Origin of the sequence: Arthrobacter dokdonellae, from assembly GCF_003268655.1 — a bacterium.
GTDB lineage: Bacteria > Actinomycetota > Actinomycetes > Actinomycetales > Micrococcaceae > Specibacter > Specibacter dokdonellae.
In genome coordinates this window covers 2,923,568-2,949,277 of sequence record NZ_CP029642.1, presented here as the reverse complement: position 1 = coordinate 2,949,277, position 25,710 = coordinate 2,923,568, and the positions used below count along the sequence as shown (strand labels likewise).

The window sequence follows — 25,710 nt, the reverse complement described above, 5'->3', positions numbered from 1 at the left end:
TGTCCACACGGAGCGTCCGGAACGGTTTTCGGCACGGATGCCCACACCTTCCACTCAAGGGCAATGACAGAGGACTGATCATGGAACACCCCACTTCATCCACACTTCTTGCGCAAGAGCAGACCAAGCATCTGCAAAAATCCCTCGGACGCATGGACATACTCCTGCTCGTCATCGCAGCCGTTATCTCGATCGAGGTCCTGGGCCAAGTTTCCGGCTTTGGCGGCGAGACATTCACCTGGACGCTCATACTGGCGGTGACCTTCATGATTCCCTACGGACTGATCTTCGCCGAGACGGGCGGGGCGTTCGCCGAGGAAGGCGGTGTCTACATCTGGACCAAGATGGCGTTTGGCCGGGTGACCGCCGCCGTCGCGGCGCTCTTTACGTGGGTGACCCAGCCGGTATGGGTTGGCGGGGCCATGGCGTTCGTGGCGGTTGAGACCTGGAGCGAATATGTGTACCCGATCCACGCCGGCGGGGTGGGGGACTACCTTTTCAAGCTCGGCTTCATCTGGATCACCGTGACATCGGCCGTCATCAGCCTCAAACACGGCAAGTGGCTTCCCTCACTCGGGGCGATTCTGAAAGTCGTGTTCCTTGCCTTCTTCCTCGTGGTCACTGCCGTTTACGGGTTCCAGCACGGATTCAACGGCCTTGACCTCAAGTTCTTCTCGCCCACCATGGCAGGTTTCCTCGGCGTCACACCGTTGCTGCTCTTCTCCTTCCTGGGCTTCGAATCCGGGAACAGCGCGGCGGGAGAGATGAAGAACCCCGCGAAGGACGTGCCGATCTCCATCGCCCGGACCTCACTGCTTGCCGCAGCAAGCTACCTGCTGCCGATACTGGCCATCTTGCTGGTGGTGCCACTGGACCAGATCACCGGCATCGGAGGCCTCTTCGGGGCCATTGCTACCGTCTTCACGGTCTTTGGATCCGCAGCACCTCTAATGCTCGCCATCTCAGCGGTCGTCTTCTGTTTCGTCCTGGTTTCCCAGGGCGGGGCCTGGATGATCATCAGCGACCGCATGCAGGCCATGGCTGCCGCTGACGGCTCCTTTTTTGGCGGCTTTTTCGGGCGCTTTCACCCCAAGCTGGGGACACCGATTCGCGTGAACACGCTCTCCGGCATCGTGGCAACCATCTTCATGCTCGCCGCCATGCAGTTGACCGGGTCAAGCAGCGCACTGTTCGGGGTCGTGCTGACGATTTCGATCTCCACCTTCCTGCTCAGCTACCTGATTGCGATTCCTGCCGTTGTCCGGCTGCGCACCCAGTACCCCTCGGTGGTGCGTCCGTTCAGGGTTCCGGTGTCTGACACCGGGTTTAAGGTCCTCGGCGGCATTTGCCTCACCTGGATCGCGATTGGCTCTTGGGTTGCTGTGTTCCCGGGTACCCTCGAGCGGGTATTCGGCATTAAATACGACTTCGAAGGGGTTTGGGGCTTGTCGCAGCCGGCGTTTGAGACCTTTGCTCTCGGGACGCTGGGAAGCATCATGCTCCTGGGCATCCTCGGCTACATCTTTGGCAAAAAGGTCCGGGGGGAAATGCAAAACGATTCTTCGAATGATGTGGATCTGCCCGAGGCAGTACCCGCCATCGACCTGCAGAGCTGACGCAGGAGAAAGTTCGAATTGATTTCCACGGTGACGTGCCGGCTGACAGAGTTACTGGACAGTCCGGTGCGTCACTTTGCCGCCGGGATGATTATACCGCCGGCAATGCGCGCCATCTTGACCGAACTAGCGCCAACTATCGTGAACATGCGCGATCCGCGACGATGATTGGGCCGGCCGAATGAGGTTGTCGACTTCACCTGGATATGTGCAATGGCCCAAATGCGTGTATCTGAGCATGACTCCCGGCATCGTCCACGATGTGCAGCCAAGGACACTAACGACAGACGACCTACGCTCTCCTCACTGAACGAACCACAGGAATGGTCGTCATCAGGATCAATAGTCTCGAACGGAACGATGTATCGCAGTTTGCCCCCATGGTCTTGGGCTGGGAATGATGCCCTGCCAGAGGACTCGTTCATAAATGGGACGATCGCAGGCTCAATGCTTGGAAGCTAAAGCCGAAACTTGTCCAGCCTGAAAACCGCGGAATCCAGCCACTTTGGGACCCCGACGTTGAAAAAGATGAGCACAAGGTGCACCCAGCTTCACGAAAAAATGCCAAAGAAGCTGACAAATTCTCGTTGAAAAAAATGAGTAAAAGATGAGGGGGGCAACTTTGGCACCTGCAAACCCTGACCTGTGAGACATAACCGCAGGTCAGGACCATGTTGGTGCCCCGGGCTGGAATCGAACCAGCGACCAAGAGAAACTCAGCATCTTGACGATGATGTGTGTCGTTGACTCCCAAAAACAAGGGGTTTTAGGGAGTTGGGTCTGCGATTTCAAAGGCGATGACATGCCGTAGGCGACGGTAATTTTCGTTTGAAAAAGGGGAGTAAAGGGGGAGTGGCTCGTCGTGAGCTGGTGGGGCTGTCTGGAAGTGGGCCCAACTTCCGGGCAGAGTGGTCCACGCGTGTGGTGACCGATCGCGTGGATGTGGCTGTCCATATTGACCATTTTACGAATAATGACTGAGCGATAGTGAGTGTCGCTGAGATTAAGATTCCGGCGATGTGAGGTGGAAGTCGGGTTCTTTGGCTTGCGTGGTTTCCGAAAAGGAAACCTATGCCGGCTCTGCTGTCGGCGTCCGCAACTTCACCAACTACGTCGCCAGATCAGTGTTGGAATCTGGGCAGGACTGTAGACCGAAAATATACTCTGGATTCTGAAGAGCCGGATAATCTTCAGACGCAAATTACTTTGCATCCTTGATTTCTAATTCGCTCGACGATGTCCAGTGGTGCCCTGTTGTCGGTGATGAGAACATCGATTTCTGACATTTTGCATACCTGGGCCAGAGTGACTCGTGAGATCTTGGTGGCGTCTGCCAAGACTACGGTCATGCGTGCCCGTTCTTGGAGTGCGCGATTGACTCGAGCGCCAATGGGGTCGTAGTTGGTACAGCCTGCTTCGGGATCTACCCCGTCCACTCCGAGGAATGCAACATCCACGTTGTAGTCCGAAAGAAACGACTCCGCCATCGGGCCAATCGTCTCTTGACTGCTAGAGCGAGCTTCACCTCCGGCCACGTACACGCGCAATGCTGGGTTGGCGAGGAGGCTGATGGCAATATTCAGGGCGTTGGTGACCACCCCGAGACCGTCCCTGTCCATTAGTCCGCGCGCGAACTCCGTGGCTGTCGTGCCGCCGGTCATTCCGATGACGCGAGCACCTTTGAGATATCGCAGGGCGTACTCGGCGATTCGTCTTTTTTCGGGGAGGTCCTGGGCCGACTTGTAGTTCAGGGGCAAGTCGTTGAAGGCCGAATTTGTTGCGGCTCCCCCTCGTGTGCGACTGACGAGCCGCTGCTCTTCCAGGAGAGCGAGGTCACGTCGGATTGTTGCCTCCGACACGTTGAAGTTCCCTGCCAGGGTGGCGACATCGGCGTTGCCAGCCTCGACTACCGCCGAGACAATGCCATTCAATCGTTGTTTACGAAGCATGGTGCCACACTAGCCATATGCGCATATATTTGCAATATGTTGTCCGTACTGAGCATTTTATGAGTGTTTTGTGTTCATTGCTCATTGATTGATGCCAAACTCTTGTGTGCTCTACGTAACATGTGCAATTATTGCAGCTGTTCGCTCACAACGCGCATTTCGAGCAAGTTGTCGCAGCGACGGCTCATACAAGGCTCCAAGGAAGGTCATCCGATGATATCGATGCGAATTGGTCGAAGAGGTGCCGCGCTCATCGCCAGTGCCGCCGCCCTCAGCTTGATGGCGGCAGGGTGCAGCGGCGGTAGTACTGCTGCTTCAACTCAAACCAGTGGGGTTACGATCACGGTGGCTCTCTTCGGCGCCCCGCCGCCTCAAAGTTCTCTGGATGCGTTCACGAAGAGTACGGGTATCACTGTTAAGTGGTCGACGGTCGACTGGGACAGTTTGCAGACGAAGATCGCTGCGGCGGCGACCTCCAATACTTACTTTGCCGATGCGACCGACGTTGACTGGTCCAGGGTCGGACAGGAGGGCAAGCTTGGTTGGTTCCTTCCGATGGAAAAGTACATCGACGAGCCCGCCTATGCTGCGGACATGCCGCAGTTGGATTCGTTTAAATCCAGTGGACATCTCGTTGGTGTGCCGTTTGATTCGTCATTCCTTGTGACGACAGTGAACAAGAAGATGTTTGCTAAGGCGGGCATCGCAACCATGCCGACAACGATGGATCAGTACACAAGTGACCTTCAGAAAATCAAGAGCACAGGTGTTTCTCAGACTCCACTGAACATCCCATTTGCAGCTGCCGAGGGCCTTTCCACCTACTGGTACCAGACCACGGAGGCATTCGGTGGAACGGTCTTGGACGGGCAGGGTAAGCCGCAGTTCGAGGCACCTGACTCAGCCGGGTACAAGGCAGCCACGTGGATGGTCAATGCGCTCAAGACTGGCTTGGTCCCCGCCGGCAATATCAACGTCAGCGACAGCCAAGGCCAGCAGACGCTCATGGCTAAGGGCGTAGTGGCGAGCACTTTCGCAGACTACTCGGGGAACTTGGGGAGCCTTTATGAAGTGCCTTCGTCCTCCTCTGTCGCGGGACAGGTCGAGTACCTGCCAACGCCGGGCGTGAGCGGTACGACTGCGAATGTCAGCAACCCGGATGGCATAGGAATCCCGAAGACCGCGAAGTATCCGCAGGCCGCTGCCAAGTTCATCGAGTGGTTCACTTCGGCCCAGAACCAGGCGGATTTCGCGGGTGCGAACGGACCGGCCAAGGTCATGCCGGGGTACTTCCTTCCGTCTCGCCTGTCGGGATTGGCGAAGCTCACAGCCAAGGGCAACCTTGTCGGCGGGAAGGAACTGACGACAATGCTCAAGTCCAGCAAGCCCGTGTTTCCTGATGGCGCTCCGACCTGGTATCCGCAGTTCTCCAACGCTGTTTACACGAATCTCCACGCAGCCGCGACAGGCTCAATGACTGTTGACGCTGCCATGAAAGCCATCGCGGCCACAGCGACCAGCCTGTCAAGTAAGTAGGGTTTGATGACTATCAGTATCCGCTCCAGACGGCGTCCCACAGTTGGGTCCGGAGGAGGTGAACTCGGAAGACGCCGACGTCGGATCGATGTGCTGCCATACGTCTTGGTAACACCGCTGACGCTCTTTATTGTCGGGCTGGCGCTGATACCGGCCGGGTTCACGGTGGTTGAGGCGTTCTTCCGTATCCAGCCGCTCAACCCGCCGGACGCTTTTAATGGTTTGGAAAACTTTCGCCAGCTCTTCAGCAACACTGCTGTCAAGGCCAGCATGGGAAACACAGCGATTTACGTCGTCATTGGTGTGGTGTTGTCTACTGTTTTTGCGATTGCCATGGCGGTCACACTACAAAAGAAGTTTGCTGGACGCTCTGTGCTTATCGCCATCCTCATCCTTCCATGGGCGCTTCCGGGCGTCGTCGAAGGCATCGTCTGGGGGAGCATTTGGGACAGTAACTCTGGTCTGCTCAACAGTGTCCTTAGCTCGCTGCACTTGATAGATCATTACATGGTGTTCTTGGGCCAGCATCAATTGCTGACCATTTTGGCCATCGAGTTGGTTCAGGTGTGGCAGATAGCTCCACTGTCGACGCTTCTTATCCTGGCTGCCTTACAGAATATTCCCAATGATCTCTACGAGGCAGCCAATCTAGATGGCAGCTCTGCATGGAGCACCTTTAGAAGGATCACCCTTCCGCTGGCCCGACCGGGTGTCACCATCGCAATGGTCCAGGCGATCATCGCAACCCTGAACGTTTTCGACCAGCCATATATTCTCAATGGTGCCGCCTCCACGGGGGCATCCCTAACGATGCAGACCTATTTCATCAGCTTCCAAAACCTTAACTTCGGAGAGGGCTACGCGCTGTCGCTGCTGATCACGGCGGCCACACTCATAGCGTCACTGATCGTCTTGAAATTCGTCTATCGGCCGGTGGAGTTCTAATGAAACAACGTACCCCCATAGCCCGCAGGCTCGGCATTGCCTTCATCCTTCTGTGGTCACTCGTCCCGCTGTACTGGGCTTTCAATATCAGTCTCCAGACGGACGCGCAAGCCAGCTCAAAGCCATCAAATTATGTGCCCCCGACAGCGTCACTACACAATTATGCTTCGCTGTTATTTGGGAACGGGGATCTAGCACAATCCGTTCGCCAGTCTGCCGTGAATATAACCATTGAGTGCTCTGCTGCAACAGTCGTGACCATCATTGTTGCAACACTGTCAGCGTACGCATTTGCACGGATGAAATTCAGGGGACGGAACGTACTATTTTACGCGGTCCTTGCGACAATGGCCTTTCCGGCCTATGCAACTCTGATCCCGCTTTACCAAATCCTGACGACATTCGGCCTCGTCAACACCTACACCGGTATCGTCCTAGTATACGTGTCAGGGTTTCTTCCCCTCGCAACGTGGATCCTCTACAATTACATGTCGAGCCTTCCCATAGCTTTGGAAGAAGCCGGAAATGTCGACGGTGCAAACAGGATGCAGGTCCTTTGGCACATTGTCCTGCCCTTGGCGAGGCCAGGCGTGATTTCGACAGCGATTATTACTTTCCTGTTTGCGTGGGGCCAATTCCTCTTCCCGCTCGTGCTCTCAAGCGACCTTTCTACGCAGCCCCTAACCGTCGTGATCGCTTCCCTTCAAGGACGCCACCTCGTCCCCTACACGTTGCTGAATGCGGCTGGCGTTCTGGCATTGGCCGTCCCTGCCGCAATCGCCCTCATTCTCAACCGGTACATAGTCAGCGGTCTCCTCACTGGAAGCGTGAAGTGAGACTACGGCCCGGGCCCATGCTGGGCCGTTGACGACAACAAATCGCCTAACTCTGATCGAAGGTAATACATGACTGAGCATGATTCCCACGAACCTATGATCGCGCTTGACGTGGGGGGAACAGCAATGAAAGGTGCAGTCTTACAGAGCGACGGTCGTGTAAGGGAATACCGCCGTTGGGCCACGCCGCGTGCGGATGGCCCGGAAGCCGTTGTAAATGCCGTGATGACCGCGATCGACGACCTCATCACCCAAGCCCCAGATGCCCGCTCTGTAGGACTTGTCGTCCCGGGACTGGTGGATGATCAGGCCGGAGTCGCGATCTATTCCGAGAACATTGGCTGGCGCGACGTACCGTTTCGAGAGATGCTGATGAACCGCACCGGCATCAGCGTCGGATTTGGTCATGACGTGAGGGCGGGAGGCCTGGCCGAGCGCGTCCTAGGCGCAGCCCAGGGGGCCAACGACGTTCTTTTCATGCCCATTGGCACTGGTATTTCAGGTGCCATGTATGTCGAGGGTCGATCCATCGATAACAAGTTCGCTGGCGAGATCGGCCACATTGACGCTGGCACCGGAGAAATATGTGCCTGCGGAGCAACGGGTTGCCTAGAGACTATCGCTACTGGCCCCTCCATCGCCCGACGCTACAACGCACTGACGGATTCCTCGGTCACAGGGGCTAAACCTGTCGTGGAACGCATGCTTGCGGGCGACGGAACCGCTACTCGGGTATGGGAAGAAGCCGTCGAAGCCATCGCTCACGTTTTGGTCCAGTACGTGACCCTTTTGTCTCCCGAATTGATCGTCATTGGTGGAGGCCTCTCAGCGGCAGGGGATCATTTACTGGAACCGCTTAGCGCTTCGCTTCACCGTCGCCTCGTATGGCAAGAGCAACCACGTATCGTTCCCGCGGCACTGGGGGACAACGCCGCATGTCTTGGCGCCGGCATACTGGCCCGTCAAGCCTTGTCGGACCCAGCGGTGCGACTGGGACTCTGAGCGGCGATCCCTTACATCCCGGCATAATGACATGCTTTCTGTGGCCGGCGACCTTTTCCAACGATTTCTTAGCCAAGGAGAATACTTTGTACAGGATCACCGAATCCGCTGTCGAGCTCGCTGCAGGATCTGAAGCAACTACTCGCGAAATCGCGCAGCAGCCAGAAGTATGGCGTGAAACTGCCCTTCTTCTCGCCGAACGCAACGAATATTTGCAATCATTCCTCGCCCCGTTATTAGGGCGACCCGATCTGCGCATCCTGCTCACCGGAGCGGGCACATCCGCTTTCGCAGGCAGCATCGCAGCGCCAGCGCTGGCACGCATGCTCCACCGCCGGGTTGACGCAATAGCCACCACCGACCTCGTCTCTAACCCAATGGAGTTTTTTGCCGAAGATGTCCCAACACTACTGGTCTCCTTGGCCCGCTCTGGCAACAGTCCGGAGAGCACTGCCGCTACCGGTTTGGCCGACCAAGTCCTCACCGACGTCAGTCACCTAGTCCTAACATGTAGCGAGGACGGGCGGCTCTATCGAGACCACCACGACCGCCCCAAATCCTGCGTCGTGCTCATGCCGGCCATGGCGAACGACGAGGGGTTCGCAATGACCTCAAGCTTTACCACGATGCTTTTGTCTTGCCTGTTGATCCTGGGTGGTCCTAACGACGAGGCAGTGGATGCGATGGCCACAACTGCGCAACGACTCATCGATTCTACGCAGGGCGCCGTTCGAGAACTGGTCTCGGCCGGGCACCAACGTGTGGTCTTTCTCGGGAGCGGCCCACTGGCAGGACTCGCCAGAGAATCCGCGTTGAAACTCCTTGAACTGACGGCCGGGAAAATTGTCGCTTACCATGACTCTTCCTTAGGCTTCCGGCACGGACCCAAAGCGATCCTCAACGACGAGACCCTAGTACTTGTGTACGTGTCCTCCGACCCCTACACGCGCTCCTACGACCTCGACATCATCGCCGAGTTGAAAACGGCCCTTCCCGCAGGCAGTGTCGTCGCAGTTTCCGCCTTGGCCCTCACGGAACAACAAACGCCCACATGGAATCTGTCCGAACTCAAAGACCTAGACGACGCATTTCTCGCACCAGTTTTCGTCTTGATCGCTCAACTCTTAGGGCTGGCCTATTCCCTTCACTTGGGGCTAACCCCTGACAACCCCTTCCCTGGCGGCAATGTGAATCGGGTGGTGAAGGGAGTGCTCATTCATCCACTGACTCGAACTGAAACTGGTAATGCCGGTTAGGAACCGCCAGCATCGGTTTTGGGTGGCGCAGCCCCAACAATGCGATTTGTCTGGCGCTTGAATTAGCGAGCTTGGCTGAAAAGTGCAGCGCAGAGAGCCGTGCACTTCAGGGGCTGCCGGGAACCCTACAGAGAATCCTATGCAGACCGGCAGTTCGGAAAGCATGTCGTTGCCGAGGGATGCCCCGGGGCCACGCCAGGGTCAAGAAGTGGAGCCCAAGGTCGAGAGTGCGCTCAAGATGCCGAGCAGTCGGGTTGGAGCCTCATAAGTCACGTTAGTTTCGGAACCTCGCCAACTATTCCCTTGACTACGGCGCTCGGAGGCCCAATTATTGCTCGGACCCGCCCGTCACTGTCCGGCCGAGTTCGGGAAAGTGAAAACCGCGCAATCCGAAAAATGTCAAGCTGTGTGGAGTCACTAGGCGGTTAGTTTGGCTGGTTTTGTTTCGGGGAGGTTGATGCCGACGTGGCCTGCCGGGGTTGGTGTGGTGGGTCGCTGTCGGAATCTTCCGGGGTTCTTGTCGTAGTAGTCCTGGAGTGCGTGGTCGCGTGTCTTCCACGCGTCCTTCCAGGACCCGTCGTGGACTTGTGAGGGTGAGAAGAGGGCAATTCCTGAGTGTTTGTGCTTGGTGTTGTACCAAGGCACGTAGTCGCCAATGTAGGACCTGGCGGCCTCGACGTCCATGAAGACGCGCGGGTAGCCGGGCCGGTACTTCATGGTGCGAAATCCCGACTCGCTGAACGGGTTGTCATTGGAGACGTAGGGCCGGTTATGGGACAGTTCCACGCCGTGGCCGGTGAGGGCATCGCGGAGCAGGTTGGACTTCATCGCCGGCCCGGAATCGGCATGGACGACCCGGGGCGCGCCGTAGAGGGCGATGGCGGTCTCGAACATGTCCACGGCAAGGTGGTCTGCCTCGCGTTCTTCCACCCGCCATCCGACGATCTGGCGGGAGAAAATGTCCATGATGGAGTAGACCTTGAAGGCTTTTCCCCGCCAGGGCGAGTAAATGTCAGTAATATCCCACGACCAGATCTGGCACGGGCCCGTGGCCTTCAGCACGGGCTTCTGCGCGGATCTGCCGTTCTTGTTCCCGCGCTTGGTGGGGATCGTGGGGCGGAGCATCTGCTCCTCGATCTCCGCGGCGATGCGCCACCAGGTGCGCTGGGAGGCGAGCATGACGCCAGCGTCCCAGGCCACCGCGAAAGAGTGGTCCACGGAGACCTGCCCGGCCCAGCCTTCCATAATGTACTCGGCGATCCGTTCACGGTCCTCGTCGCTGATGCGGCACTCGTACGCCCGCTCCGCCTGGTGGAGCGGGTCCTTTACCCGTGCGCGGGGATTTTGGCGGTAATGCCACGTCGAGCGCGATATGCCCGACAGCTCGAGGGCCTGCCGCTGGGAGCCCGTGAGCTCCGTCAGGGTGCGGATGAGGCGGTTTTCCGTCTCTATGAACTCTTTGTATCGTTCGTCGGTTTCGCATCGGGCTCTGGCACGTTCAACCCGTGCAAGAGCCCGATAGCTTTTCCCAGGGCATCGTTCGTGCCCTCAAGTTCCCGGATGCGGCCCTTGAGCTGTTCAACTTCGGACTGGTGGTCAGCGATTTCCTTGGCGCGCGCTCTTTCCAGCGCGGACCGTTCGCCATGTGTGCGGGCCATATCCCCATGATCCCTTGGAATAAGGGTTCGGTCGAGGTCACCTTCAAACACCATCTTCCGCCACTGCCGAAACGTCCAATCCGCCACTGACCGCGACGCAAGCCATACCGACTTCGACCCATGGGGCTGAAGATAATACTCATGGACGAACTGACGGATCTCCTCACGGGTATACCCCTGCGTAGCAACGCTCATGGCTGTCTCCTTCAATCAATAAGAAAGAACCGGATGGCTCACAACCAGCTTGACGTAGAGGGATCTAGCCACTTTTTGAGGCTGAATGTTGAAAGTGATGACCATCAGGTGCTGAAAAAGATGACCAGACGTTCCGCAAAAGTTTGCTGAATTAGATGACGTAGACGGCCTGGACCATTTTTGGCCTCAAAATGCCCCTGACCTGTGGATCATAACCGCAGGTCAGGGGCCATGAGTGCCCCGGGAGGGAATTGAACCCACGACCAAGAGAAACCCAGGACTCTCATGCCAACGGTCGCCGTTGACCGTCAAAAACGGTGCGTTCCCGGGGGAGTGCGGGACAACGGGGCCCCTTTGACATGCCAAGGACTGGCGTGGGTTTTGGTTGAAAAACGTGAGTCAAACGTGACGTGGACCTGCAGCGCGGCGCCGGGGCGGCCTTTTGATGGCCGTTTGCAGGCTCATCGGCGTCGTCAACGGCATGCCAGCTGTTGTCGAAAGCGGTCCGTCGTATTTCAACGCACTGCGTTGTCCGGGGCGTGGTTTCGGGCCTGTCGGCCAAAACGGCCAGTTGCCGCTGCGAAATATGGATTTTGGTGACTTTTTGTTGGGGGAGTGGAGCATGAACTTCCCTGTTTTTTCGCGGCAATTTGCTTCAGATTTCGCTGCCCCGGCGGGCCTGCGTTTGGTTCAATTTCGTGACCAAGCTGCGAACGTCGGAATCACGGCGGCACTGACGTTAAGGGAACGTTTGGTTTGACGCGGGTCCAATAGGCCGAGGACCGAGAGTCCTTCAACTGCTGGAATCGCGCGTTGAGTGGCCGTGGAACGGCGGGTTTGCCGACCGTCCGATCCGTCCCAATCCGCCGTGTCCAGTAGTACACAAACGCGCCGGTGTTGCCCGATCGTGCTTTCACGATTCCACCAAGTCAACCCGGGCTGGGCTACCGCCGCGACGCTCGCGCGTGTGTGGGGAAGCCGTGGCGAATCGGGGTGGGCCCCGGCACCGTCGGCCTACCGCCGCAGCGCCGGCACCGTCCAGCCGGCCCCTCGACGGGACAGCCGAGCGGGACCCCCAAGCGCAACGGCGCTCTGGCCGCCATGGCGGCCAGGGAAATGCCTGGTATGAGGTTGCCGGTGGGGAGCGCTGCGGTGGCGGGGTGCCGCTGTTCCCGGCGACGGCTACGTCACGATCCGGGGTTCCGATACTGATCGGGCTTCAAGATTTAGAGCTAGGTCGGCCAGGAATATGGCTAAGAATAGACTTAGAGAAGCCGCCATCGACACAGATGTCTTGCCCGGTGACGTAACCCGATAGCGGGCCTATAAGAAATTCGATCACGTTCGCAATGTCCATGGGGTCGCCAATTCTTGCCAGCGGGATAATATCTTCCCTTGCTTTCTTTATTTGGGGATCGGCATACATTTTTTCAGTCATCGGTGTATGCGTCATGCCGGGGGATACCACGTTTACGCGAATTCCGTCAGGTGCCCATTCCAACGCGAGTGTTTGGGCTAGCATTGTCAATGCAGCCTTGCTGGGACTGTAAGCGCCTGAGCCGGCATGCGGGAGCTGGCCGGACATTGAAGATGTGAAACAGGCGGAACCGCGGCTATCCCTCAGATGCGCGTAGCTTGCTTTGGCAAGAAGCCACGATCCGCGGAGGTTGACGGAGAACATGCTGTCCCAGTCCTCAATGGATAGGTCACATATTGCGCCGGGGCTGGCAATTCCAGCATTCGCTATCAACGCGTCCAGGCCACCAAATTCGGCCACAGCCGCTTCTACCAGTTGACTTGGCACATCGGGGTCACCGAGGTCGCCCGCCAATGCGATGGCGGCACCTCCCATTGACTGGATTGAACGAACAATTTGCTCTTGGTTAGTGTTCGTTTCATTTCCACACACCGCAATCATCGGCTGCACTCCCCGAGCAAGAGCAGCCTCTGCGAGTCTCAGGCACGTTGATGCGCCTATGCCGCTACTTCCGCCACTGACCAAAGCTCTCATCGCACACATTCCTTTTGATTAGGATTCGCAGGGAATCATTCCTAGATAACTAAAATATGATCTTCAAACGCGAACTACAAAATTCGGACGATTTGTAGCCCAATTGAAAATGGAAACGGGCTACATTATTAGGTCATTGCCATCGGCCGACGTACTGGAGCTTCTAACTCTGGAGTTAGTTGTCCAAGTCCCAGCCTTGATTTCTGAGATCATGCATCGCCTGGGTAAATTCATGCACAGGATTTTCCGGGCGAATGATCTCGAGAACCACGTTTCCTACGCCGCATGTTGCTTCGACGGCGTTGCCTAATCCATGCCAGTCGATCACTCCAGTTCCGATTGGATCATGTCCCCAGGTTTCCAAGCTCGTATCAGAAATATGCACGAGTCCAATTGATTCGTGATGTGAGAGCAGGCTCGTTGCGGGATCCTCCTCTATGTAAGCAGCATTGGCGACGTCGTACACGAGTTTGAGCGAATCGTCGTTGACCGTGCGTACGATAGCTGCGAGGTCCTGGATGGTGGGAGTGAAGCAATAAGGGGTGTTTTCTAAAAGCAGCCGTGTGCCAGCCTGTTTTGCCAGCGGAATCAGATTCCCCAGACTCTCGTACATCCACCCATAGGTTTTTTCCAGTGACGGTGAAATCATAGGACGCCTTGTGCCGGGTGATATCACAACCTCGGGGACATCCCAAGCCACGGCCAAATCAATCACTGCATTAATGTGCTCAATACTTTTGCGACGCATATTAGCGCCAGGGCTGGCCAAATTGATGTCATAACCGCCTGCATTCAGAGAACGGATTTTGGCACCAGAGTCATTGAGTCTTGCAAGAATTGCGGAGCGTTCCGAGCTGGATATTTCATCCGGCCAACAATGGGGAGAGCTAATCGGTACTTCAAAACTTTCAAATCCATTGTCGACCAATTTCGCAATCGCATCAATCGCCGTTGCTGACCATAGATAGGAGAATGTGTTAATAATCATGTAGATCGTCCTCGCCGTTCTGTGCCTATAGAGTAAACTTGTTTCATTGCTTAGCTCAATGTGAATTTCGATCCTGCGTAAGGGATCGCACTCTTGGCGGGCCACGCGGCCCGACGAGGCCCGGAGCAGACACGCCCCCTCTTGCCCAGTCGAGCCGCCACGGCTTGCTACGGACGAGCGTGCCTACTGGGAACGCTTGCCCTCTTCGGTGCCCGACGAAGTGCTCGCGAGCAGGTGCTCGCCTTGGAGCACCTCGGCGTCGGCGAGAGCCACGGTGGCCCGGCCGGCCCGGCTGCCGGTCTCGGGGAGGGTGAAGTAGGCGATGAGGCAGATGGCGACAATGGCGATCATGTAGATCGCGACGTACATGGGGTGCCCGGCGCCGACGAATGCGGCGGCGATCACAGGCGCGGTGCCGCCGAAGACGGCGATGACGATCTGATGTGCGAACCCGATGCCGGATACACGGACTGAGGCGGGAAACAGCTCGGCCTGAATGGTCGGGTAGACGGCCTGCCAGATACCTAGAACCACCCATCCGGATGCCGATACCAGAACGTAGACGCCGAAGCCCGGCTGGTTCAACAGCAGGAGGAGGGGGTAGAAGAGGACGATCATGCCGATGGCGCCGATGATGGGGAAGATTTTGCGCCGGCCGAGTCGGTCAGAGAGCGCACCGCAGATCGGCACGATGATCACGAGCAAGGCCAGCCCGATAACGCTCCCGGCCAAGGTGGAACCCAGGTCCCGGCCGGTGGTCAGCTTGGCGTAGGTGGGGAGGAATGTGGCCCAGGTGTAGTAGGCCACCGCCGGCGCCGAGAGCGCGGCGGCCTGCAGCAGTGCCTTCGGGTGCTCCCGGAGCAGGTCCTTGAGGCGCGCCCAGGCGGACTTCCGGTCGACGAGGGCGCTCGCCTCAAATTCGGGTGTCTCGTCGGCGCGGGCCCGCATGACGAGACCGATGAGGCCAAGCACGCCGCCCACGAGGAAGGGAATGCGCCAACCAAAGGCGGCGAGGTCGGCAGGAGAAAACGTCAATGTCACCATCGCCGCGCCGCCGGTCGCTGCCAGGGTCGCGAGGCCGCTTGCCATGTTGGAGAAGGAGCCGAACAGTCCCCTCCGGTTCGGGGGAGCGTGTTCGACCATGAAGGCGATCGCGCTCTGCTGTTCGGTGCCTGCGGAGATGCCCTGGATGATGCGTGCGAACAGGAACAAAATTGGTGCGGCGTAGCCGATCGTTGCAAATGAAGGAGTCAGGCCAACGATCAGGGAACCCAGTGCCATTCCGGAGATGGACAGCGTCAGGATAAGACGTCGGCCGAAGCGGTCAGCCAGTGGAGAGATGATGATTCCGCTGAAGGGGCGTACAGCGAAGCCGATGGCATAGGTGAGTAGGGCTTCCACAAGGGATGCGAACGGGGAGTGGCCCGGGAAGATCTGGGCCGAGAACACGGCGGCCAGCAGCCCGTAGGTGTACCAGTCGTACCACTCCACGAAGTGGCCGATCGTGCCCGCCACCATGTTGACGGAGCGGCGAGGGAGGAGGGACACGTCGGGAATCCCCGAAGGATCCGGACTGCCGACGGCTTTATTTGAGGTCTTCATTGAACTCTCCATATTTTCACGTTTGCTGCGGTGGGGGTATGGGCAACGCATGGGCGCTGCCCGGCTTTCAATGGAAAGAAGCTGGTCCAGCCCTTCCCCAGTGAGATCGATTGCAAAAGTTCTTAAATGAGATCGGTTGCTGAGATCGGTTGCAAGCAACGATACTGAGGCCGGCCGGCTCTGTCAACGGTTATTTCTGACCAAGGGAACAGGAGGTCCAAACGTTTCGCCAGCACGTAACGGGAGGGCAGGCGGGGGCCGATCCACACGAGCCGGACTTAGGTGGTCATCCCTGAATTGGCTGGGACTTCTCATTGTTGAGGTCAAGGAAGCGGACTCCGGACCAGGTGCAGTCCAGGCTGCCGTACCTTGCCCAGTATTCGTCCCAGTGCGCAAGTTTCCACTGGTCCCGCTCCAAACCCCGCTGAATGAGTCGCTCCCGGAGAATATCCTGGGGAACCTGCACCCGCATCACCGTGGTCTCCGAGGGAGGCCAGTGGAATTCTTCCGCGGCGCGCGTCAGGTAGTCCGGTACGGCCAAGTACGCGCCGAAGGGTGCATCGAGTACGACCGAACGTCCCAGCCGTAGATTCGCTCCGGCTATGTCCATGAGCGTCTCGTACTCCAGGGGCAGAACATTCTCCCGGTAAAACCCGTTGGATTCCCGATCGCTGGGGTCGTGTCCGGCTGTCTTCAAAGCAAACTCTACAAGCCGGCCACAGATCCGGTCCTTGTCCAGATATGCAGCTCCACGCTTGTTCGCTGTTTGCTGGGCAATGGTCGTCTTTCCAGATCCCGCGGAGCCGATGACAATGAAGACTTCGGGGCCCGTCATTGGCGGGCCTGTGCCACTGCTGAGAGAAATTCCCTGGCGGCCTCGGTGACACGGGAGAAGTCGCCGTCCGGTTGCCATGCCTTTGTCACGGCACTGCCAACGCCAACGCAGGCGACGCCGGCGGCGAACCATTCGGCGACATTCCCGGGGGTGACGCCGCCTGCCGGCATGACAGGCAGGTGTGCCAGCGGGGCGAGGACCGATTTCGCGTAGGGGATGCCGCCGGCTTCGGTGGGGAAGAGCTTGAGGATGTCGGCGCCGGCTTCGGCAGTCTCAACAAGCTCCGTCGGCGTATATGCGCCGCTGATAGTCGGAACCTGGTAGCGGTTGGCCATCCGGATCATTGCCGGGTTCAGCTGGGGACTGACCAGGAAGTCGGCGCCGGCGCGGATGCACTCGTAGGCTGAGTGCTCATCCAGAACTGTTCCGGCTCCGATCGCTACTCTATTGGGCCCATGCTTGGCAGAGAGCCGGCGAATCACGTCCACAGCACCCGGGATCGAGAGTGTGATCTCAAGGGCCTGAAAGCCTCCGGCTATCGCGGCCTCCGCCACGCGTTCTGCCAGATCTTCATTGTCAAGGCGCACGATGAGGACGGCACCGGACCGGTCGATCGTTTCGAGGGTGCGAAGTTTTTTGTACATTGCTTGCCTTTCTTCTGACCCAGGCAGTTTCCTATTCCGGAGCACCCCTGGATCGTGCTTGAAGTGTCGTTGACAAACTCTCCCACCATCCATAGGCTGAATGCAACCGATCTCAGCAATCGATCTCAAATTTAGCAAAGGGGCTGGCGGATGAGTAGACCACGCACGATCATCCTTGGTGCTTCGCACTGGCATTTCCCGCTCTATTCAGGGGCGATCGGCGAAGAACACCAAGTCGTCGGCATCAGTGACGAGGACGTATCGCTCGTCCGGGGGATTGCGGAGGCGTGGAACGCTCCAGTAGTGGCCAACTGGCGGAGACTGGTGGATCTGCCGGATCTCGGGCTTGCCTATGTCTTCGGCCCGCACAGTGGCATGGCGGAAAAGTGCCTCGCGCTGATCGAGCGCGGCATTCCGGTCGTGGTAGAGAAGCCTCTGGGCACCTCCCTTGCGGAACTTTCCGAGGTGCGGAAGGCAGCGGAAGCGGCCGGTGTGCCCGTGACCGTCCCGTTCGTTCAGCGGGACGGCCCCACCGAGAGTTGGCTGGCCAAGGCCGGCCGTCCGACGTACCAGAGAATGTCCTTTATCGCCGGGCCGCCCTCTCGCTATCTGGAGAACGGCAATCCTTGGATGCTGGACCCTGCTGTTGCGGGTGGTGGTTGCTTGGCGAATCTGGCACCGCATTTTGTCGACATGTTCCTGCAGAGCACTAACGAGTCAGCGGAGAACGTAGATTCCCGGCTCTCTTCCGTTCTGCACGGTGCGGATGTTGAGGACCATGCCAGCCTCATCATTACCACCCCGAACGGGCGTGAAGCCATCATCGAGGTCGGGTACGCATTCCCGAATTCGCCGTTGAAGCGGTATTGCAGCTTCACGTCGGCAGGGGAGGCCGGATTTGCCTCTGTCGACTCAGACGGTTCCGCCACCTTCACCACGCTGGACGGGGCGACGGAGTCCGCCGTGATCGATGTTGACAGTGACCCTCTCTATGATCTGTTCGTTCGCCGGGTCGCGAAGACGCTGGAGAATGGATTCCGGGGGCTGCCCACACTGGCCCAGCTGGAAGATGCGATGCACCCGATTTGGCAGGCCTATGACGACCACGGAGGAAGAGAAGATGGCAGACCCTAATATTGATGTGGTCGCGAAGGCGGCCGGCGTCCACCGCTCCACGGTTTCCCGGGCGTTCTCCCGGCCGGAGGCGGTGAAAAGCGAGACCAGGGAGCACATTCTGCGCATCGCCGAGGGGCTCGGCTACACGATGAGCCCGCTCGCCCAGGCGTTGCGTCGAAAGACCAGCACCTTCGTCCCCCTGATCGTCCCCGACATCACCAACCCGTTCTTTGCAGAACTTGCCAAGACCATGACGCAGGCCGCTGATGAGCGCGGCTACCAGCTGCTGCTGTGTGTCACGAATGGGGACCCTGCCAAGACCGAGGGGTACTTCACCGCAATGCAGGCCATGTACGCACCCTTCGGAATCGTCGCTCCGTCCACGAAAGTCGATACCGACGTCCTCAAGCGTTTTGATTTTGGCCACCGGGTGGTAGTGATCGACCGCGTGGAAGGCGACGACTCGGTTCCTACCGTCACCGTCGACAGCCGCCGCGGCATAGTCATCGCCCTGGAGCACCTGCGTTCCCTGGGGCATACCTCGATCGGCTATGTTTCCGGTATCTCCGGGACCCATACGGCGCAGGACAGGATGGACGCGTTTCTGGAGCTGTCAGCGGAAGGCGGCGGCACGCCCCTTGTCCTTGACAGCGGCTCCGATCCGGACGCGGGGGCGCGCGCGGCAAAGCACTTTCTTGAGATGGAAAATCCCCCGACGGCGATTATCGCCGCCAATGACATGGTCGCCTTCGCGGTGATCTCGGCCCTTGGCCAAGGCGGCATCCGCGTGCCGGATGACGTGTCGGTCATGGGCTTTGACGGCTTGGCGTTGGGCGCCCGGTTCAACCCGGCCCTGACCACAGTGCGGCAGCCGATTGCTGACATGGGAAACATTGCGATCGAGCTGGCGGAAAAGCAGAACCTGAACGGATCGGTGGACCACGTCGTTCTGGAACCTGAACTTCTGGTGCGCGCCTCCACCGCGGGGCCGCGCACATGACCGGGGCCAGCGCAAGGACGCTGCGCCGGCTGCCCGGGCTGCGGCATGCCGACCACGTCGGTCTGACAGTTCCGAACCTCGCGGACGCAGTCAGCTTCTTCGTCGAGGTGCTTGGTGCCGAGGAGCTGTACCGCTCCGAGCGCGGACCCGACCCCGAGTTCATGCCCACGAACTTCGATGTCCCTGCTGATGCCCGGCTCACCCTGGCCATGCTGCGGCTGCCTCCGAACCTGAACATCGAGCTTTTCGAATGGAGCAGCGCGGAACGGCGGGAAACACCGCCACGGCACTGCGACGCAGGCGGGCACCACCTGTGCTTCGTTGTGGACGACGTGGACGAAGCGGTCGCCGTGCTGCAGGAAACCCCTGGAGTGCGCGTGCTCGGGGAGCGCAAGGAAGTCGCCGGTGACAGTCCCCGCGTGGCGGGCAACCGCTGGACCTACTTCATCACCCCCTGGGGGCTGCTGATGGAAATCGTCGACCGTTCCCGCGTCACGGCCCCGCCACGGCTGGTCGGTCCCGCGGACTGGGCGGCAGTTCAAGACACTTTCAGGAAGGACGTTTAAAATGCGACTGGCAGGCCACACGCTAGGCACTCCGAACCATACGGTCCCGCAGGCCATCAGGCTTTTCCGGGCCGCAGGGCTCGATGCCGCAGAAGTCATTTACCAGGATGGCTACACTTCGGGTCTCCCTCAGGGGGACCGGCGCGCGGCCATGGAGGCATTGAGGGCGGCGGAAGATGAGGGCCTGCCCATCATTGGCCTGACGCCCTACACCACGGCCATCAACGCTCTGGACGAGAGTGAATGGCGCGGCGGCGTGGACGAATTCCGTGGCGCGATTGAGACCGCGCATCTGCTCGGGGCCGACCGGGTGCGCGTGTACGCGGGCTCCTGGCATCCGGGTGACGCCGAGCATGCCCGGCGCTGGGCGAGACTGCGGGAGGCCCTGCAGGCCCTGGCACCTGAGGCTGAACAGGCCGGGGTGCGTCTGTGCGTGGAGAACCATTTCGGGACCATGACCCAGACTGCGGCCGAAACCGCGGCGCTCGTCCGGGAGGTTGCGCACCCGGCCGTTCGTGTTCTCTACGACCAGGCCAACCTGACCTTCACCCACGACGAGACGTTCGAACAGGCCTTTGATGTTCAAGGCGAGCTGATCGGTCACGTACACGTCAAGGATCTCGTGTTCACCGATCCCTCGGCGGCCTTCCGCGCAACGGAAACGGCCCGCGTCAATGCCTCCGAGCGTTCCATCCGGTCACGAGTTGTCGGGAGCGGTGTCCTGCCCTGGCCCGGGATTCTCGCTGCCCTGCTGCGCCACGGCTACGATGATGTGCTGAGCATCGAGTATGAGTACCGCTGGCACCCGCAGGACCTCCCAAGCCCTGAGGACGGGTTCCGGGAATCAGCGACCGCCCTGCGCGGAATGCTTTCCGATCTCGCGGAAGTGCAGGAGGCACGATGAACGGCCAGCGTCTGCGCGTCGGCGTCATCGGCGCGGGAAATATCGCCTCCATTGCCCAATTGCCCACACTCGTACAGCGCGACGATGTTGACTTGGCTGCCCTGGTGTCCCGGCGGGAGGACCCGGGAAACCTGGTCCGGCGCTGGGGTTTCGGTTCCGCATACCGGTCAGTGGAGGACATGCTGGCCGCCCAGGAGCTGGACGCCGTCTTCGTCCTCACACCGCGGTCCGAGCACGCGCACGCCGTCCAGCTGTGCCTGGACAATGACGTCGACGTGTTCTGTGAAAAGCCCCTGGCTCCGGCCACCGTGGAGGCAGCACGTTTGGCGGACCTCGCCGAGGAGCGCGGGCGCATCCTGATGGTCGACTTCAACCGCCGCTACGCACCGGTCTACACGGCAGGGCGGCAGGCGTTCGGTGAGAAGGGCGCCACCTTCTGCGTCGCCCAAAAGAACCGCCCCGGTTCGGAATACCGCGCGACGTTCGAGAACGCCATTCACATGGTCGACCTGCTCCGCTGGTACTGCGGCGGCGACCCCGTGGACGTGGCCGCGCATGCAGCCGGCGATGACCCCTGGGAAGAAGACGGCGTCGCAGCCCTCATCCGCTTCAGTACCGGCAACACCGGAGTGCTGATGGCAGCCCGAACCGCAGGTGCCTGGAACGAAAAACTGGACGCCTACGGCGACGGAAAGACCGTGGAGGTGCGTGCACCCGAAACCGTATCGACCACCGTCAACGGAGTCACCACATCGCGCGAGCTCAGCGCCGAGGCCTACGGTTGGGCCACAGCGACCGACACCCTCGGATTCTCCGCCGCCGTCCACCATTTCCTGGACCGCGTCGTCGACAGGGCACAGCCCCTCACCTCCGGCCGCGAGGCCGTGCATACCCAGCGGCTGCTCGATCGGATCCTCGCAGCCTCCGGACTGCCCGCGGAGGAACAACAAGGCCGGCCATGGCAAAGCCATGCCACGGCTGGCAACAGCCAAGCCACAAGGGCACCACGTGCCGCACCGGGCGCTCCCGAGGCGGACGCCGGTACAAACACCCCCAGTAAGGAACCAGGCAAATGAAAAGAGCACCCCGGAAATCAACCCCAGGGACAGTGCGGATCAGCCAGCCCACGAGTGGAGATGTCGAATGAGCCTCAACGAGCAGGTGGTTCTGGTGACCGGATCGAGCGGCGGAATCGGCAACGCAGTCATCGATGCGCTCAGAGCCGAAGGAGCCCTCATCATAGGGGCCGACCGGGCCCCCAAGGAGGGCCAGGAGTTGGCCGCCTTCTTCCCGCTGGACGTCACCTCCGAGGAACAATGCGCCGCCGTCGTCCGGGACGTTACCAGCAAGTACGGGCGCATCGACGCCCTCATTCACGCCGCCGGAGTTCTGGGCGCCACCCCGGACATCATGGACACCACGACGGAAGAATACGAATCCGTCATGCGGATCAACTCCTCCGGCACGTTTTCCATGGTCCGGGAAACGGCACAGTCAATGATTGGGACCGGCACCGCCGGCGCCATCGTTATCCTCTCCTCCGTCGCAGCCAAGGAAGCCCGCAGCAACTACCTGCCCTATAACGCCAGCAAACTCGCCGTGCTTCACATCATGTGGTCCTTCGCCGAGATACTCGGACCCCGCGGCATCTCCGTCAACGCCATTGCCCCCGGCCCCGTGAACACTCCCATGTGGGCGCAGTTCGCAAAAGACTCCGGCCCGGATGCAACCGCCAACCGGGCCAAACGCGCCGCCCAACTTCCCATGCGCCGCTTCGCCGAACCCGACGAAGTCGCCCGCGCCATCCTCTTCCTGGCCGACCCCGACAACCGCTACATCACAGGCGTTACCCTGGACGTGGCAGGTGGGGCGCACCTCGGCATGGGGACCTGACCTGGAGAACCAACCCCGCAGTCGGTTACCGTGCCCACGCACCAACAAGATCAAACCACGCAAATACAGGCCACTACGACGCACGAAAAATCCCTAGCGTCGGATATTCCTCTATAAGGGGTATCCATCTTGGTGCCCACGGGTTCCCGATGCTCGCGAGCTTGCGGTCTCAACGTGTCATGGTCAGGTCGGGCGAGGACGCCGCCAGGGAGGATCGATGGCAAGGACATCCAGCGTCCCGGGGGTGGGCGCGAGTGCTGGCGTGTACTCCGGTGGGGTGCGTTGCCTTCGGCCGTGAGATACGCACAAGCGCGCGGTAGGTCACCGGCTTGGACGCGAGGGCTCGCTGCAGGAGCCGCATGAACACCAGTCCCCGGTTGCGCGTGTGGCGCCGGTTGAAGCGGAACACGTACTCATCGAGGTACTCCCGCAGATGCTCGTGGGAGCCACCGCCCTGGTACGTGCCCTCCAGGAGACGTTTCACGAGCGAGAAGATGCGATGGATCGCGGGGAGCGACTCGTGCGCCGGGCTACCGGAGGCAGAGACGTTGAACGGCTCGTGGTCGTACCCGTCCATCGCCGGCGGGTACCCCTTCCACGCGTCGGAGATGATCGTGGAACCAGGGGCGATGTTCGCCGTGATGAATCCCCGCAGCGAGGCCGCTGAGGCGTCCTCGATGACGGCCATGCGGGCACGCCCCCACCCGTTCTCGGTGATCTCGACAGCGCCCGCGACCCACACCTTCCCCGCCGCGCCGCGACCCGGCTTGCCTGACTTGACGCCGCCGATGAACGTCTCGTCGACTTCGACGCGGCCCGTCAACGGCTCCAGGTCGCTCTGGGACAGCACGGCCCGTAGCTTGCCGAGCATCGTCCACGCGGTCTGGTAGGAGTTGATCGGCAGGACACGGTGCAACGTCGTCGCCGAGACTCCGGTCTTGGACGACGTGAACAGCCAGACCGCCTCGAACCACGTCGTCAACGGCACCCGAGCCTTATCGAAGATCGTGCCCGCCGTGACCGATACTCGACGGCGGCAGCCGCGGCAGCGATACACGCCCGACCCGCCGATACTCGCTGACCCCGCCTCGCAGTGCGGGCACACGAACCCGTCCGGCCATCGCAGCCAGTCCAGGTATGCCAGACACGCCGCATCGGTGGAGAACCACGCTCGAAGATCCGCGACCCGGCCGGGGTAGTGCCAGCCAGCGACAGGCCTCGCATCGTGCGGATGGGCAACGGTATCCTGAACCACGACAACACCCCTTCACGGTGTAGTCCGCGTCCCCGGAGGTTGCCGCCTCGCGGGGACACTCTCTTATCCAACGCCCTCAGCCTACGAGCCCCGAGCCCCGAGCCCCTACCCGCATCCAGCCAGCGCATTTGGCACCAAGATGGATACCCCTTTCCTCTTTTTCACAAGCCGCACCCACTAGCGTCACACGCTCGTCAGGCAGGCAGCTCACAGGGACCGCTGCGGGAGGTTGTCACTGATCGTCTTTTGGTCTCTCCTGACGTGTGTGTGGGTCCGGTTGGTGTCATCGTTCGCAGGTCTGGTCGGTCAGGAGAGGTATCCAATGGTCAGGCTGTCCAGGGTGGCGGAACCTCCGTTTGCGTAGGCGGAGAGTTCCTGGCTGGTTTCGAGGGGGAAGATTTGGTCTGTGATGGTGGCCAGTCCGTCGGCGGTGAAGACTTCCACTGAGGATTTGTCCAGATAGATGTGTAGGGCCAGTGTTCCGTTGGAGAGGTGTACGGGGACGGATTCGATGGAGGAGAATAGCGAGTTGAAGGCAACGACGCCGGATTTGGTTCGGTCGAGGTGGAGGCAGCCGGTGGATGTGTTGTAGGCGATGCGGGTGCCGTGGCCGTTGCCGCCGCGGATGATCAGGCCGAACTCGGTTCCGGTACCGGGGGTGAAGACGGCATCGATTCGCTGCGCTTCGTTGGCGTCGTGAGTGGCCAGGAGCTGGATTTCGTCCTGGATCACTCTGGGCCCGTCACTTGACGCCGCCGCGGCCTTGAATTTATTGTCGATTTCCGGGACGACGTGCTGGCTGGGTCGGATGACTCCGTGGTGGCGGGTGAGGGTGATTTCTCGGGGCAGGGTCATGGCTCCGCACCATGGTTCATGCGGCACGTCGGCGGCGTAGTCCCAGTTGTTCATCCAGCCGGTCATGATCCGCCGCCCGTCCGGGGCGTTGTTGTAGGACACGGCCGCGTAGTAGTCCCTGCCCCAATCGAGCCAGTCGTATTGGCGTAACGGTTTCGTGCCGGCGTCGGTCCCGGCGGTGGTGGTGTTTTCGGGGGTGAAGGTCGTGCCGTTGAAGGTACCGATGAAGTATTGTGCCCCGGAGCCGCCGGCGACGCCGCCAGGGTTGAGGTTGACCACGAGCATCCAGCGCGTGGTGTCGGGGTCCCCGTCCACGGGCAGTTCGAAAAGGTCCGGGCATTCCCAGACGCCGCCGGTGGCGTTGGCGGGTCCGAAGCTGGAGAGATGGGTCCACTCTGTGAGGTTCTCCGAGCGGTATAACTCCACGGTGCGGGCCTGGGCCTCGACAGCCACCATCACCCAGTAGGAGGCTTCGCCTTGGGTATGGCGGAAGACTTTGGGGTCGCGGAAGTTGGCGGATCCCCGGTCCAGAACGGGGTTTGCCGCGTACTTGGTCCAGATGCTGCCCCCGTCCAGGCTGTAAGCCAGGGACTGGGCCTGTCTGCCGGCTAGCGCGGACGGGTTGGTGTAGGCGCTGGTGTAGACGGCCACCAGGGGTGGGTTGTCGACGGTGCCGAGGCCGCTGGAATTGTGGGCGTCGAAGACGGCGCTGCCGGAGAAGATCTGTTCCTCCTCGTCACAGGGAATGGCGACCGGGTGCTCTTCCCAGTGGAGTAAATCGGTCGAGCTGGCGTGGCCCCAAGACATGTTCGCGTGCACGCTGGAGTTCGGGTTGTATTGGTAGAACAGATGATAGAGGCCGTTGTGGTGCAGTAGTCCGTTGGGATCGTTGATCCAGTTCCTGCGGGGTGTGTAGTGGATGGCTGGGCGGTAGTTTTCTGAACCGGACACCTCGCGGGGTGGCTCAACGCCGTCGCCGCCTGGCCGTGGCTTAGCTGCGGGCTGGAGGGCGTGGTTGATGGTTTTGGGGTTCATGGGTGGGACTTTC

Annotated in this window: 22 protein-coding genes and 1 pseudogene; 13 read left to right on the top strand and 10 right to left on the bottom strand. The window is 60.1% G+C overall.

Annotated elements, in window-relative coordinates; genetic code table 11:
- The first annotated feature begins 80 nt into the window (after positions 1-80).
- Positions 81-1,616: an APC family permease gene (locus DMB86_RS13070; protein WP_113718199.1), complete on the top strand. Its 1,536-nt coding sequence runs from the start codon at positions 81-83 to the stop codon at positions 1,614-1,616.
- 1,190 nt (positions 1,617-2,806) lie between these two features.
- Here the strand turns inward: DMB86_RS13070 and DMB86_RS13065 are convergent.
- Positions 2,807-3,565: a DeoR/GlpR family DNA-binding transcription regulator gene (locus tag DMB86_RS13065; protein ID WP_113718198.1), complete on the bottom strand. Its 759-nt coding sequence runs from the start codon at positions 3,563-3,565 to the stop codon at positions 2,807-2,809.
- 213 nt (positions 3,566-3,778) lie between these two features.
- Here DMB86_RS13065 and DMB86_RS13060 point away from each other — a divergent pair, with 213 nt between their 5' ends.
- From DMB86_RS13060 to DMB86_RS13040, 5 genes are all read left to right on the top strand, one after another.
- A complete protein-coding gene (locus tag DMB86_RS13060) occupies positions 3,779-5,101 on the top strand; it encodes an ABC transporter substrate-binding protein (RefSeq protein WP_171814487.1) in 1,323 nt (440 codons plus the stop codon).
- 6 nt (positions 5,102-5,107) lie between these two features.
- Positions 5,108-6,046, top strand: a complete 939-nt coding sequence (locus DMB86_RS13055) for a carbohydrate ABC transporter permease (RefSeq protein WP_113718196.1) — start codon at positions 5,108-5,110, stop codon at positions 6,044-6,046.
- Positions 6,046-6,882 carry a carbohydrate ABC transporter permease gene (locus tag DMB86_RS13050; RefSeq protein WP_113718195.1) on the top strand — a complete coding sequence of 279 codons (837 nt, stop codon included), beginning with the start codon at positions 6,046-6,048 and terminating at the stop codon, positions 6,880-6,882. Before DMB86_RS13055 ends, DMB86_RS13050 begins: the two co-directional genes overlap by 1 nt.
- Positions 6,883-6,951: 69 nt before the next feature.
- Entirely contained in the window at positions 6,952-7,884 is a 933-nt protein-coding gene (locus tag DMB86_RS13045; protein ID WP_171814486.1) for an ROK family protein, read from the top strand.
- An 86-nt stretch (positions 7,885-7,970) separates the two neighbouring features.
- Positions 7,971-9,140 carry an SIS domain-containing protein gene (locus DMB86_RS13040; protein ID WP_227878363.1) on the top strand — a complete coding sequence of 390 codons (1,170 nt, stop codon included), beginning with the start codon at positions 7,971-7,973 and terminating at the stop codon, positions 9,138-9,140.
- Positions 9,141-9,557: 417 nt separating this feature from the next.
- Here the strand turns inward: DMB86_RS13040 and DMB86_RS13035 are convergent, their stop codons facing one another.
- Both DMB86_RS13035 and DMB86_RS13030 read right to left on the bottom strand, forming a co-directional pair.
- The gene (locus DMB86_RS13035; RefSeq protein ID WP_113718192.1) at positions 9,558-10,385 is read right to left on the bottom strand and encodes a DDE-type integrase/transposase/recombinase; all 828 of its coding nucleotides are present in this window, start codon (positions 10,383-10,385) and stop codon (positions 9,558-9,560) included.
- A gap of 203 nt (positions 10,386-10,588) precedes the next feature.
- Positions 10,589-10,993 carry a hypothetical protein gene (locus DMB86_RS13030; RefSeq protein WP_113718191.1) on the bottom strand — a complete coding sequence of 135 codons (405 nt, stop codon included), beginning with the start codon at positions 10,991-10,993 and terminating at the stop codon, positions 10,589-10,591.
- A gap of 442 nt (positions 10,994-11,435) precedes the next feature.
- Here DMB86_RS13030 and DMB86_RS20340 point away from each other — a divergent pair, with 442 nt between their 5' ends.
- Positions 11,436-11,753: a hypothetical protein gene (locus DMB86_RS20340; protein WP_171814485.1), complete on the top strand. Its 318-nt coding sequence runs from the start codon at positions 11,436-11,438 to the stop codon at positions 11,751-11,753.
- A 459-nt stretch (positions 11,754-12,212) separates the two neighbouring features.
- Here DMB86_RS20340 and DMB86_RS13025 read toward each other — a convergent pair whose 3' ends face one another.
- From DMB86_RS13025 to DMB86_RS13005, 5 genes are all read right to left on the bottom strand, one after another.
- The gene (locus DMB86_RS13025; RefSeq protein WP_113718190.1) at positions 12,213-13,004 is read right to left on the bottom strand and encodes an SDR family NAD(P)-dependent oxidoreductase; all 792 of its coding nucleotides are present in this window, start codon (positions 13,002-13,004) and stop codon (positions 12,213-12,215) included.
- A gap of 175 nt (positions 13,005-13,179) precedes the next feature.
- Positions 13,180-13,992 carry a sugar phosphate isomerase/epimerase family protein gene (locus DMB86_RS13020; protein ID WP_113718189.1) on the bottom strand — a complete coding sequence of 271 codons (813 nt, stop codon included), beginning with the start codon at positions 13,990-13,992 and terminating at the stop codon, positions 13,180-13,182.
- A gap of 183 nt (positions 13,993-14,175) precedes the next feature.
- Positions 14,176-15,594 carry an MFS transporter gene (locus tag DMB86_RS13015; RefSeq protein ID WP_113718188.1) on the bottom strand — a complete coding sequence of 473 codons (1,419 nt, stop codon included), beginning with the start codon at positions 15,592-15,594 and terminating at the stop codon, positions 14,176-14,178.
- Positions 15,595-15,880: 286 nt separating this feature from the next.
- The gene (locus DMB86_RS13010; protein WP_113718187.1) at positions 15,881-16,429 is read right to left on the bottom strand and encodes a P-loop nucleotide/nucleoside kinase family protein; all 549 of its coding nucleotides are present in this window, start codon (positions 16,427-16,429) and stop codon (positions 15,881-15,883) included.
- Positions 16,426-17,073: a bifunctional 4-hydroxy-2-oxoglutarate aldolase/2-dehydro-3-deoxy-phosphogluconate aldolase gene (locus DMB86_RS13005; RefSeq protein WP_113718186.1), complete on the bottom strand. Its 648-nt coding sequence runs from the start codon at positions 17,071-17,073 to the stop codon at positions 16,426-16,428. Before DMB86_RS13005 ends, DMB86_RS13010 begins: the two co-directional genes overlap by 4 nt.
- A gap of 150 nt (positions 17,074-17,223) precedes the next feature.
- Between DMB86_RS13005 and DMB86_RS13000 the strand changes: the two genes are divergently transcribed.
- The 6 genes from DMB86_RS13000 (at position 17,224) to DMB86_RS12975 (ending at position 22,552) form a co-directional block, all read left to right on the top strand.
- Positions 17,224-18,207, top strand: a complete 984-nt coding sequence (locus tag DMB86_RS13000; protein ID WP_113718185.1) for a Gfo/Idh/MocA family protein — start codon at positions 17,224-17,226, stop codon at positions 18,205-18,207.
- The gene (locus tag DMB86_RS12995; RefSeq protein WP_113718184.1) at positions 18,194-19,189 is read left to right on the top strand and encodes a LacI family DNA-binding transcriptional regulator; all 996 of its coding nucleotides are present in this window, start codon (positions 18,194-18,196) and stop codon (positions 19,187-19,189) included. The genes DMB86_RS13000 and DMB86_RS12995 overlap by 14 nt, the downstream gene beginning before the upstream one ends.
- Positions 19,186-19,755 (top strand): VOC family protein, encoded by a 570-nt coding sequence (locus DMB86_RS12990; RefSeq protein ID WP_113718183.1) that lies wholly within the window; start codon positions 19,186-19,188, stop codon positions 19,753-19,755. The genes DMB86_RS12995 and DMB86_RS12990 overlap by 4 nt, the downstream gene beginning before the upstream one ends.
- Before the next feature lies 1 nt (position 19,756).
- Entirely contained in the window at positions 19,757-20,659 is a 903-nt protein-coding gene (locus DMB86_RS12985) for a sugar phosphate isomerase/epimerase family protein (protein WP_113718182.1), read from the top strand.
- A complete protein-coding gene (locus tag DMB86_RS12980) occupies positions 20,656-21,735 on the top strand; it encodes a Gfo/Idh/MocA family protein (RefSeq protein ID WP_227878362.1) in 1,080 nt (359 codons plus the stop codon). The genes DMB86_RS12985 and DMB86_RS12980 overlap by 4 nt, the downstream gene beginning before the upstream one ends.
- A 67-nt stretch (positions 21,736-21,802) precedes the next feature.
- The gene (locus DMB86_RS12975) at positions 21,803-22,552 is read left to right on the top strand and encodes an SDR family NAD(P)-dependent oxidoreductase (RefSeq protein ID WP_113718181.1); all 750 of its coding nucleotides are present in this window, start codon (positions 21,803-21,805) and stop codon (positions 22,550-22,552) included.
- A gap of 183 nt (positions 22,553-22,735) precedes the next feature.
- Here DMB86_RS12975 and DMB86_RS12970 read toward each other — a convergent pair.
- Together DMB86_RS12970 and DMB86_RS12965 are read right to left on the bottom strand one after the other, a co-directional pair.
- Positions 22,736-23,807: pseudogene (locus tag DMB86_RS12970) on the bottom strand (IS1595 family transposase).
- 306 nt (positions 23,808-24,113) lie between these two features.
- Positions 24,114-25,697: a glycoside hydrolase family 32 protein gene (locus DMB86_RS12965; RefSeq protein WP_113718180.1), complete on the bottom strand. Its 1,584-nt coding sequence runs from the start codon at positions 25,695-25,697 to the stop codon at positions 24,114-24,116.
- Positions 25,698-25,710: the final 13 nt, after the last annotated feature.

Coding starts and splice junctions, on each gene's coding strand:
- DMB86_RS12975 (WP_113718181.1), top strand. CDS start 21,803: ATGAGCCTCAACGAGCAGGTGGTTCTGGTGACCGGATCGAGCGGCGGA.
- DMB86_RS13000 (WP_113718185.1), top strand. CDS start 17,224: ATGAGTAGACCACGCACGATCATCCTTGGTGCTTCGCACTGGCATTTC.
- DMB86_RS12980 (WP_227878362.1), top strand. CDS start 20,656: ATGAACGGCCAGCGTCTGCGCGTCGGCGTCATCGGCGCGGGAAATATC.
- DMB86_RS13065 (WP_113718198.1), bottom strand. CDS start 3,565: ATGCTTCGTAAACAACGATTGAATGGCATTGTCTCGGCGGTAGTCGAG.
- DMB86_RS13050 (WP_113718195.1), top strand. CDS start 6,046: ATGAAACAACGTACCCCCATAGCCCGCAGGCTCGGCATTGCCTTCATC.
- DMB86_RS13005 (WP_113718186.1), bottom strand. CDS start 17,073: ATGTACAAAAAACTTCGCACCCTCGAAACGATCGACCGGTCCGGTGCC.
- DMB86_RS12985 (WP_113718182.1), top strand. CDS start 19,757: ATGCGACTGGCAGGCCACACGCTAGGCACTCCGAACCATACGGTCCCG.
- DMB86_RS13025 (WP_113718190.1), bottom strand. CDS start 13,004: ATGAGAGCTTTGGTCAGTGGCGGAAGTAGCGGCATAGGCGCATCAACG.
- DMB86_RS13045 (WP_171814486.1), top strand. CDS start 6,952: ATGACTGAGCATGATTCCCACGAACCTATGATCGCGCTTGACGTGGGG.
- DMB86_RS12995 (WP_113718184.1), top strand. CDS start 18,194: ATGGCAGACCCTAATATTGATGTGGTCGCGAAGGCGGCCGGCGTCCAC.
- DMB86_RS13010 (WP_113718187.1), bottom strand. CDS start 16,429: ATGACGGGCCCCGAAGTCTTCATTGTCATCGGCTCCGCGGGATCTGGA.
- DMB86_RS13015 (WP_113718188.1), bottom strand. CDS start 15,594: ATGAAGACCTCAAATAAAGCCGTCGGCAGTCCGGATCCTTCGGGGATT.
- DMB86_RS13035 (WP_113718192.1), bottom strand. CDS start 10,385: ATGGAAGGCTGGGCCGGGCAGGTCTCCGTGGACCACTCTTTCGCGGTG.
- DMB86_RS13060 (WP_171814487.1), top strand. CDS start 3,779: ATGATATCGATGCGAATTGGTCGAAGAGGTGCCGCGCTCATCGCCAGT.
- DMB86_RS13055 (WP_113718196.1), top strand. CDS start 5,108: ATGACTATCAGTATCCGCTCCAGACGGCGTCCCACAGTTGGGTCCGGA.
- DMB86_RS13020 (WP_113718189.1), bottom strand. CDS start 13,992: ATGATTATTAACACATTCTCCTATCTATGGTCAGCAACGGCGATTGAT.
- DMB86_RS13070 (WP_113718199.1), top strand. CDS start 81: ATGGAACACCCCACTTCATCCACACTTCTTGCGCAAGAGCAGACCAAG.
- DMB86_RS12965 (WP_113718180.1), bottom strand. CDS start 25,697: ATGAACCCCAAAACCATCAACCACGCCCTCCAGCCCGCAGCTAAGCCA.
- DMB86_RS12990 (WP_113718183.1), top strand. CDS start 19,186: ATGACCGGGGCCAGCGCAAGGACGCTGCGCCGGCTGCCCGGGCTGCGG.
- DMB86_RS13030 (WP_113718191.1), bottom strand. CDS start 10,993: ATGAGCGTTGCTACGCAGGGGTATACCCGTGAGGAGATCCGTCAGTTC.